Origin of the sequence: Loigolactobacillus binensis (assembly GCF_005405165.1) — a bacterium.
Lineage (GTDB): Bacteria > Bacillota > Bacilli > Lactobacillales > Lactobacillaceae > Loigolactobacillus > Loigolactobacillus binensis.
This window is the reverse complement of the sequence record NZ_BJDN01000027.1, coordinates 24,948-34,840: the sequence shown is the minus strand read 5'-3', so window position 1 is coordinate 34,840 and position 9,893 is coordinate 24,948. Positions and strand designations below refer to the sequence as shown.

Sequence of the window (9,893 nt, the reverse complement as noted above, 5' to 3'; positions counted from 1 at the left end):
TGGAATTTTGCCATCAGCTCTACACACAATGTTAGCCCGCCATCGGAAGATAATTGACCACCCGTATGCGATACTAAAATGTTTTTGTTGAAATTTAATGCCATTTCCTGTAAAGTTTTCAATATAGAGTCCTCTTCTCTCATGTGGTTTTGTTTAGCAATTTAACTATACCAGAGCTGCGATAATCCCTTTATGGTTGTCAGATGAAATACAATAATTCATCTAACAACTATGGAGGGATTTTTGTATGCCCAGATCTAAACATACGGTACTCGAAAAATTAGCAATCTTAAAGGAACTTACCCAATCAAAAACTGGACTACGGCCGGTGGCCAATCGTCATGGCATTGATCACAAGACGCTAGAACGTTGGCGAGATCGATACTCCCGTGATGGAATTAATGGTCTAAAGGAGGCTAAGAAAAACAAACACTATTCGAAAGAACTCAAACTTAAAGTAGTCCACGCATATCTTATAGGTGAAGGCACCTTTGATGAACTTGCAAATAAGTTTGGACTTCGTGGATCGCAGCAAGTCGTAGACTGGGTGAACAAGTATAATGGGGATAAACCTTTGACGGCGTCGCCGTCCAGAAAGCAGGTTCCCACTATGAGTCGTAAAACAACCTTGGAAGAACGCATTGAAATTGTCGAGTATGTCACCAAGCTGAAGCATTCATACACAGAGGCCGCTGAACACTTCCAAGTCTCTTATCAACAAGCACGTTCATGGGTGATCAAGGCCGAACACGGCGGCTATGAGGCACTCGTGGACAACCGTGGCCATCACAAAGAACAAGCTGAACTGACTGAACTCGATAAAGCCAATCTTGAAATCAGGCAGCTCAAAGCACAGCTCGCAGACAAAGAGCTTGTGGAGGCATTCGCAAAAAAATTGCTGGAACTCCAGCGCAGGGGGTGAGTAAACAACATCGACTGTCTTACTTCGCAATTAATGAGGTCAGTCAAGGCAAGCGCGGTGCAGTATCTACGCTGTTGGCCGTTGTCGGTGTAAGCCGGCAGGCTTACTACAAAGGGTTAAATCGAGAAGAAACTGCTTGGGAAACCCGTAATCGTCAGCTCAAGGAACGGACACAATACTGGTTTGATTTTCATCATCAAGGTATCGGTGCTGGGAATCTTTTAGTGAATCTTCAACATGATGAACTAATTGACTTCCCCGTTACTTTCAAGATGGTACGTCGTGTGATGCGGGAGCTTGGCTTGACATGTCAAATTCGGGTCAAGAAGCACAGTCGACATAAGGAGAACGAACAGCACATTCAAGACAATGTGCTCAATCAGAACTTCGACGTCGACAGTCCTAATCAGGTCTGGTTATCCGATTCGACGGAACTGACTTACGGCGTAAATAATAAGTATAAGGTGCGCTTGAGTGGCGTCCTTGATCTCTACGGCCGACGTTTGTTGTCCTACAATTTGAGCGCTACTGAAACATCAGCAGCAGAAATCGAGGTTTTCCAACGAGCCTTTGAGGCTTCTGGGTGACGTCCACCCATTGGTTCACACTGATCGAGGATCAGCCTACACCTCTGGTGCCTTCAACAACTTTCTTGGTCGTTACAACGTCACACGTAGCATGTCTCGACCAGGAACACCATACGACAATGCACCAATGGAGCGCTGGTGGAACGAATTCAAGTTACGGTGGATGGCTCGCCATCCACTAGCAAAGACTTGCGAAGAGCTTGTGAGACTGGTTGAGGAAGGAATCGAATATTTCAATCACCACAATCGCTCAGCACAAAGAAACGGCCTCACCCCAGATGAATACTGGAGTGAAGCCGCTTAGAAACAGATTCAACTTTATATTATTTCATTTGTCAACTTGACAGGGCCTAGTGCAATGTGTTTGATGGGTATTTTGCATATCTTTGTGAATAAATCAGGTTACTTTATGTCAATAAAGATTTAAACCTAATGTGAATAAAAACAATTATTTCTGCCAATACTTTGAATTTATATTATTTTTCACAAAGTGTCAACCCTTTTTCGCAAAATAAACGCAGAAAAATAAAACGGTTCCATTATGATTAAAATCGTATTAGAACTCCTAAATGTTACCACGCCATTTTAGATCATTAATGTCAGCAGGTTCACGCTTGTGAAATTTATTTAAAATAAGCAAACGCTCATCAACATTAAAAACGCGCGCTAGCCATAAGTAAAAGCCCCTAAAATTGGACTTCAAAGCCAACTTTAGGAGCTTTTACTTTTTAGGTTGCCAATCCTGCTGACTGAAATACCGACCTCACGGCAGCGTCGAAAACGCAGCGCTGGGGCCAGTAAAATTCTTTGGAACAACATTCTGGCAACCGATCAATCTTCGTTTTTATCAACAATCGTGTGGAATAACTCATCAATTGGTTGATCATCGTGGATCAACTTAATCGCTTGGCCGATCAATTCGCCAACGGAAACGACCGCCAGCTTAGGAAATTGTTTCGCGGCTGGGATTGTGATCGAGTCAGTGACAACCACTTGTTGCACTGCCGAAGCTTGTAACTTGGCAGTGGCGTTATCCGAGAACACAGCATGGGTACCAGTGGCGTAGACCTCGGTTGCGCCAGCATGTTTCAAGGCTTCGGCCGAGCTGATGATCCGGTGGCCGGTGTCGATCATGTCATCGACTACGATCGTCTTTTTACCGGCCACATCACCAATAATACTTAGATGTTCACCAGTACGATCAGCGGCTTGCCGCCGGTCGATGATCGCGATTGGCACGCCGCCTAATAAGGTTGCCATTTGCCGTGCGCGCGCCACACTGCTATGATCCGGCGAAACGACCACCACATCGGTTAAGCCGTTGGTTTTAAAATAATTAGCCAGCAAAGGTGCCGCCTGTAAATGATCCACCGGAATATCGAAGAAACCTTGTATCTGAGCAGCATGTAAATCCAAAGCGATCACCCGCGTGGCGCCGTCCATTTCCAATAAATTAGCGATCAACTTAGCCGTAATGGGCTCCCGCGCCCGCGCTTTGCGGTCCTGCCGGGAATAGCCATAATACGGAATCACAACATTGATGAACTTAGCGCTGGCCCGCCGCAAAGCATCGATCATGATCATCAATTCCATCAAACTTTGATTGATCGGATCAGAAATCGACTGGATCACGAACACTTCGTCGCCCCGAATACTTTCTTCAAGATTGATCTGAATCTCACCATCACTAAATTGTTTAACGGCTGTTTTGGCGAGTTGCACCCCAGTCGCTTGGGCAATTTTTTCCGCCAGTGGTCGGTTAGCATTAAGCGCGATCAATCGCAACTGCGGGTCTAAATTATGTTCTTCCATGCGAATCCTCCGTTTTTAGGAATTATCTATCAAGAAAATAGTAGCATTTTATACACTAAAAGCAAGCGCTTTTGGCGTTTCCAACTAAATCAAGCGCGCTTGATTTAGTCAAATAAATACGACTCACCGGCAACGAAACGTCGGTCAGTCGTATCTGAATGACTATTTAGCAGGTTTCAAATAAATCACGGATGAATTAGGCACCCGAATGATCGTAAAATGCGTCGCTGTCCGCCCAGCACGTAAACCAAGGCCGTTAAGCCAAGTTGATTTATATGTCGCCGTTAAATTAGCGGTAAAGGCTTGCTCATACTTCTTATCCTGCCGCGCAATTTCTTTGTGTGGCCATGGATAATTTGCAGCGGTTAAATCGACAGGCTTTGGTCCAGCGACAACGGTTGCGTTAGCGCTGGTGATCTGATAACGCGCACCTTTGACCCAATAAGTGTAGTGTTGCAGCGGCTGCTTACCGTTGCCATTTTCCACCTTCACGTCATAGAACTTACCGTTGATCTGCGTCATGACCAGCGGTTCATAGTTATACTTCAACGACACTGCCTTGGTGTCTTCCAGATTAACATCCCGAAAGAACGTTAAATAACTGGCCGTTCCCAGCAATAATACCGCGACGAGCACCAACAGCGTGGATATGGTGAAATCTTTACCGCTAAATTGCTGTTCATGCTTGACGATCCGCCGCAGACGCCGGCTACGAATACTGTGTAACGTAAACCAAATGCAGCCCAGCACGATCAACCAAAGCACGATACCAAGTATATTCACTGCTGCCACGTTTTTCCCCCCTACGCTATGGTCGACCATAACGAATTCTAACTTCCATACTACCACTCTAAGTTTACAACATCCGCACAATTTTACCAGTGCGCAACGACGTAACTTTAGGGAGGTCATACCTATGATTATACCGGCAGTAACGGGGAATGACTACTAAAAAATATCTAAAAGCCAGCTAGCTTTGTGCTAAATTGATTCACACCACGCTTCATTCATGTAATTCCAGCGGTAGCCCATCCGGATCAAAGAAAAAAGTCATGGCGCCGCCGGTTTCAGTATCGTGGCGTAACGGTTCACAAGTGATCCCCCGTTGTTGTAATTCAGCAACAGTGGCGGCAACGTTCGCAACTTGGAAAGCTAGGTGACGCAAGCCCTGCGCTTCCGGATAACTGACTCGCTGCGGCGCCGTTGGCTTAATAAATAATTCCAGCTGAACGTTACCGCTGCGCACATCAAGTTTAACGTCACCTTGAGCAGCGCGCTGAACTTCATGCAGCGGCGTAAAGCCTAATAAATCGCAGTAGAAATGCTTACTAGCCGCGTAATCGGAACAAATAATGGCGATATGGTGAAGTTGATTTAATTGCATGTTGAGCCCTCATTTTTTTAAAAGCGGCGCGTAAAAATTAATTACGGCCGCACACTTTTTAGTGACGTTAACCTTATCTCGGTCGGCAAATATAAACTCATTTTAGCATAGTTATTTACGATGTTGCTGCAAACGCGCCATTTGACCCTTAAATTCAGTTTGATAATTGCGGAAGTCCTGATCGTTTTTAACCGAATAATCCACACTCTCGCCGTGTTCGCCTTGATCTAAGCCTAATTCTTCTTCAGCGGCATCGACCCGCATCGGCACGATCACGCGCAGTAAACTGATCACAACGCAGCAGACCACCGCTACAAAAACGATCGTCGCCACCGTGCCCAGCAACTGGGCGCCTAATAACTTGAAGCCGCCGCCATAAAATAAGCCGTTTTCAGGAATCGTGGTGTTGACGGTTTTAGTGGCAAATAAGCCTGTGACTACGCTGCCCATGATTCCACTCACACCGTGGCAGCCAAACGCATCCAGCGCATCATCAACGCCGATGCGCGGTTTCAAAACGGTGATAAACGTATAGCTAGCGGCCACCGCTAAAATACCGATCCAAAACGCGCCGGCCAAAGTCACGTACCCAGCACCAGGCGTGATCCCAACTAGGCCGCACAAGGTGCCTGTGCAGACGCCGACTAAAGTCGGTTTGCCCACCAACCAAATGTCCAGCACCATCCAGGCGATCATCGAAGTCGCCGTGGCCACAGTGGTCGTCAACGCTGCCTGTAACGCCACTGCATTCATCGCCAACGCGCTGCCAGCGTTAAAGCCGTACCAACCGATCCACAAAATCGTGGTGCCGAGCAGCACCCACGGTAAGTTATAGTGCTGCAGTTCTTGACCATAATTTTTGCGCCGGCCTAGAAAAGCGGATAACACCAGGGCCGTGATCCCAGCATTAATGTGAACCACCGTCCCACCGGCAAAATCGATCATCCCGATTTGCGCCAACAACCCGTGGGCACTCCAAACCATGTGGACCATCGGATAATAGATCAAAATTGACCACAACACAATGAACCACAACAGAAATTTAAAATGCAACCGCCCGACAACTGCACCAACGAACAAAGCTGGCGTTATGATCGTGAACATCATTTGGAACAACATATAGACACCCGTTGGCAGCCCATTGGCCATCGTTTTTTTCAAATCCAAATGCGTTAAGAAGAAGTGTTGAACCGTGCCAAAAACGCCGCCTACATCACCATTAAACGAGATTTCGTAGCCGATGGCGACCCACAACAAAATTGCGATTCCACAGATAAAGAAAACGGACAACATCGTATTGACCACATTCCGCCGCGACACTAAACCACCATAGAAAAAAGCCAACCCAGGCGTCATAAACAGGACCAAAATGCTCGCCATTAAAATAAAAGCCGTGTTCGTCGTGTTCATTAAAATTCCTCCTCTAAGTCACCATTAACTTAATGTTAGAAATTATAACATCAAATGCTGTTTTTGGAAGCCGTTTTATCAGGAAGCTTTAACTTTTATTGTGAAAGCGCTTTTATTATGTTGGCCTTTTATCGTTGTTAATACCGTCATAGCACCATAGCCAGCCGTAACCCGGCGGCAGGCTGATGTTAGGTTTGATTACACCAACGTTTAAATTGGTCTAGAAGGGTGGCCTTGAGCTATGGTGACTAAGCTGCAACAAAAAAGTACTGCTCGCATTGAGCAGTACTCCGTATTTCTACGATTTTAGAGCGCCGTATTATTGTGCCCTAAACGCATAGCGTCGCGGGCGATCATTAATTCTTCATTAGTTGGTACCAGCAGTGCCGTAACTGCAGAATCAGCCGTACTAATGATCCGTTCTTTGCCACGAACGTGGTTTTGTTCAGGGTCCAATTTAACGCCGAAATAATGCAGTTGGTCAACAATATTTTCCCGCAAAGCGATGCCGTTTTCACCACTACCGGCAGTGAAAACCAACGCATCTAAGCCATTCATCGTTGCCACGTAGGAGCCAACATATTTAACCACGCGGTTGACGAAAATAGCTAACGCCTGCTGCGCCAATTCATTTGTCGGCGCAGCTTGTTCCAAGTCGCGTTGATCCGGCGATAGCTTAGATAAGCCGAGCAGGCCTGATTTATGGTTCAAAATGTCGATCATCGCTGTCATATCCGTGATCTGTAATTTGCGCATCAAATAAGGTAATAAGGAAACATCAATGTCGCCGGCACGAGTTGCCATAGTGATCCCAGCCAGCGGTGTGAAGCCCATCGAGGTGTCGACAGCCTGACCATGATCAAAAGCCGTGATCGAAGAACCACTGCCTAAATGCAGCGTGATCATTTTCAATTCACTAAGTGGCTTGCCTAATAATTCGGCGGCCCGCTGCGAAACGTAACGGTGACTGGTACCGTGCGCCCCATATTTACGTGCCCCATATTTTTGATAATATTCGTAAGGAATACTGTATAAATAGTTTTCTTGCGGCATAGTGGCAAATAATGACGTATCAAATACCGCCACTTGGATCACCCGCGGTAATAACTTCTGGAAAACACGAATGTAGTAGGCCTGGGTCGGATTATGTAAAGGCGCATATTCGGCCAGCGCTTCGATATGCGCTAAGGTTTGCTCCGTGATCACCACGGAATCCTTGAACGCTTCACCACCGGCCACAACACGATGGCCAATGCCCGTGATTTCTTCAAAGCGGCTAATAATGCCGAGATCCTTTAATTCTTCTAATAATACAGTTGCTGCTAGATCATGTGTTTTGATGTCGCGGGTCATTTTAAATTTCTGCCCGTCACCATATTTAGCGCTAAAAACCGAATCGCTTAATCCTAGCCGATCGATCATGCCTTCCGCCACAACAGTTTCCGCAGGCATTTCAAACAGCTTCCATTTAAGCGTTGAACTGCCGGCGTTGATTGCCAATACTTTTGCCATACTAACTTCCTCCTACGCATCTCACTATTTCTGCCTGCAGATAAGCACAGACCATAGGCTTAATTCTAAAGGAGTTGCCGGTTTTTTTCAAGCGCTTTCAAAAACGAGAGTGCGACATAAGGCGCCCAGCTTTTGAGCATTAGCCTAGAGCGGCGAATAATTCACGTAGTGGATTATTTGACGATCGTAGCTAAGCGGAAAAAGTTGCCTTATGGCACACGTTTTGGCTATATTGTTCGGAAGTATAAAGAAGGAGTTGGGTATAAATTACTTATGCCGCAACTCCATTTGCGAAAAATCGTTTCTATTAAAGATTCTTGTCCATGTTGAAGGTCAACTTAGATAAATCTAAACCAGCGGTAAACAAGTCACCGACAAAAGCCATTGTCCGCTGACGCATCTCCGCTACCATCGCGTAATTTTGCTTCGTCAAATAATCCGTCACGGCCGCGCCGCTTAGCTTAGCAGCCGCGGCATCGGTTGCGGCGATCAGCCGGCGTTGTTGTTCCCGGGCGGCCTTGACGTAAGCAAGATCGGCTTCAACAAACTCACTGTGGTGACTTTCCACCAAAACGGAAGTCGCGCGGTACATCCAGTAAGCGCTCTTGAAATCAAACTTCAGCGGGGTCGCGCTGTAGCTTGGGTCAGTGTCGTTGGCATTACCATAGAACGGCACATACGGTGTGAACGCTGGATAGCCAAACGCCATCCACATGATCGCCGCCTGCGCAGCCGGCACATCATTGCGAATTTGCAACACGTGGGAATTTTGCGTGCGGTTCAAGCCGATCGGCCGGTAACGGTATTTATCAGCATCACTGCCGTGGCCCAACGGATCAAACGGTGTTTCGTTGTAGTGTGAGCCCAGAATAAATTCGATATCCTCAACACTGATCTTATGTTCTGTATGGCAAATAAATGGCAATTCAGAACTTTCTGGATCCTGCTGAATTTCCGGATTAAAGTAACGTTGGCCGTACCAAACCCGCGGTGTATTATAGTGCCGATCCTTTTCCGTATCCGTTCCGAAAATATGCCGGAAATTCCAGCCAGTTTTATCGGGATTTAGGTGGTGACTCGCCACAAATTCTTGAATACCGTCGGCCCACATAAAGTTAGCCGGATCATTAAAATCGATTTGTTGGATCGCAACCTGATTCGCGGCGATCGCATAAGCATCGTCTGGGATCCGCTGGGCGACCCATAAATGGCCGGTAACGATCTCCATGTACCAAACATCAGCCTTATCGCTGAACAGTACACTATTACCAGCTGGCGAACCATATTTTTTGATCAACGCACCTAAGCGTTTAACACCAGCCACTGCAGAATCAATGTAGGGCAAGACCATAGTTTGCATGGTATCTTCGTCCATCCCATCGACAACTAAGGGATCGTAGGCTAAAGTCCGTTCATTGCCGTACGTGCTTTCAGTGGCGCTCATGGCCACATTTTTTTCATTAAAGCCGCTTTCGTCGTAGACGCCTTCTTTATTCAAATCTACATTGGGCACCGCCTGATAGCGGTAAGCATCCGCCGGCAGCTCCGCCTTAAAGCCATTTAAATAAGAAGTTAACGTCTTTTTCTGTCCTTTAACGGCGGGATGCACCAAGAAGCGCTGCGGCGTGTTAGGCAAAAAAGTATCGTCGTTACGGGCGATCAGTGTTGAACCATCTAAGCTAGCGTTTTTGCCGACCAAGATCGACGTGCACGCCTTTTCATGTTGTTCCATTTAATTATCTCCTTCATCCGTCATTACGGTGATCGGATTACTTCAGCAAAACCACCCATCAATAACCGGGCCACCGCACATTATGTTCCTGCTTATTTTACCGCTTTTAAGGAAGGCTGACAAAAAGTAGCTGGCTTGGCATACCGATTAATAAATACCTTAAAAATAATTATCCAAGTGGCTCGACTTAAACGACAGCAAAACTAAATAGGAAGATCGGCAATATAGTTTGTGAAGCAAAACATTAGTTTCAATTTCTTTCAGCACTCACCTAGTCAGTCTATACAGTATTCATTTTTAGATAATCAGCATAATAATTATCAAAATTAAATATCGGCCAATTAAGTTTAGCAAAATTTAGTTGTTAACGATTACAACACCGTTATTTCACCAATAATTCACAAAACATTAATAAGTATATTGCTTCAATTCTCATAACTATTACATTATTATAATTGTAAAAAAGTAATCATTTATTTAATTTTTATGACTATATTTTTTAGAATTTTTCCTTTTGCATATAACTTGTCACTT

At 45.7% G+C, this 9,893-nt stretch carries 9 protein-coding genes; 3 read left to right on the top strand and 6 right to left on the bottom strand.

Annotation, left to right across the window (positions count from 1 at the left end; all coding sequences use genetic code 11):
- Positions 1 to 247 precede the first annotated feature (247 nt).
- The 3 genes from FFM78_RS11340 (at position 248) to FFM78_RS14005 (ending at position 1,813) form a co-directional block, all read left to right on the top strand.
- Entirely contained in the window at positions 248 to 922 is a 675-nt protein-coding gene (locus FFM78_RS11340; RefSeq protein ID WP_010012236.1) for a helix-turn-helix domain-containing protein, read from the top strand.
- Entirely contained in the window at positions 919 to 1,509 is a 591-nt protein-coding gene (locus FFM78_RS11335; protein WP_223877061.1) for a hypothetical protein, read from the top strand. The genes FFM78_RS11340 and FFM78_RS11335 overlap by 4 nt, the downstream gene beginning before the upstream one ends.
- Before the next feature lie 91 nt (positions 1,510 to 1,600).
- Positions 1,601 to 1,813, top strand: coding sequence for an integrase core domain-containing protein (locus tag FFM78_RS14005; RefSeq protein WP_080468098.1), 213 nt, complete (start codon positions 1,601 to 1,603; stop codon positions 1,811 to 1,813).
- A gap of 527 nt (positions 1,814 to 2,340) precedes the next feature.
- Here FFM78_RS14005 and FFM78_RS11330 read toward each other — a convergent pair.
- The 6 genes from FFM78_RS11330 to FFM78_RS11305 all read right to left on the bottom strand — a co-directional run bounded on the left by FFM78_RS11330 (position 2,341) and on the right by FFM78_RS11305 (position 9,359).
- Positions 2,341 to 3,321, bottom strand: coding sequence for a ribose-phosphate diphosphokinase (locus tag FFM78_RS11330; RefSeq protein ID WP_137638533.1), 981 nt, complete (start codon positions 3,319 to 3,321; stop codon positions 2,341 to 2,343).
- 162 nt (positions 3,322 to 3,483) lie between these two features.
- Positions 3,484 to 4,113, bottom strand: coding sequence for an LVIS_2131 family protein (locus FFM78_RS11325; RefSeq protein WP_137638532.1), 630 nt, complete (start codon positions 4,111 to 4,113; stop codon positions 3,484 to 3,486).
- Between the two features lie 211 nt (positions 4,114 to 4,324).
- Positions 4,325 to 4,705, bottom strand: a complete 381-nt coding sequence (gene gloA2, locus FFM78_RS11320) for an SMU1112c/YaeR family gloxylase I-like metalloprotein (protein WP_137638531.1) — start codon at positions 4,703 to 4,705, stop codon at positions 4,325 to 4,327.
- Positions 4,706 to 4,816: 111 nt separating this feature from the next.
- The gene (locus FFM78_RS11315; protein ID WP_137638530.1) at positions 4,817 to 6,115 is read right to left on the bottom strand and encodes an ammonium transporter; all 1,299 of its coding nucleotides are present in this window, start codon (positions 6,113 to 6,115) and stop codon (positions 4,817 to 4,819) included.
- Between the two features lie 306 nt (positions 6,116 to 6,421).
- Positions 6,422 to 7,627 carry an acetate/propionate family kinase gene (locus tag FFM78_RS11310; RefSeq protein ID WP_137638529.1) on the bottom strand — a complete coding sequence of 402 codons (1,206 nt, stop codon included), beginning with the start codon at positions 7,625 to 7,627 and terminating at the stop codon, positions 6,422 to 6,424.
- A 307-nt stretch (positions 7,628 to 7,934) separates the two neighbouring features.
- Positions 7,935 to 9,359, bottom strand: a complete 1,425-nt coding sequence (locus tag FFM78_RS11305) for a C69 family dipeptidase (RefSeq protein ID WP_137638528.1) — start codon at positions 9,357 to 9,359, stop codon at positions 7,935 to 7,937.
- Between the last annotated feature and the right edge of the window lie 534 nt (positions 9,360 to 9,893).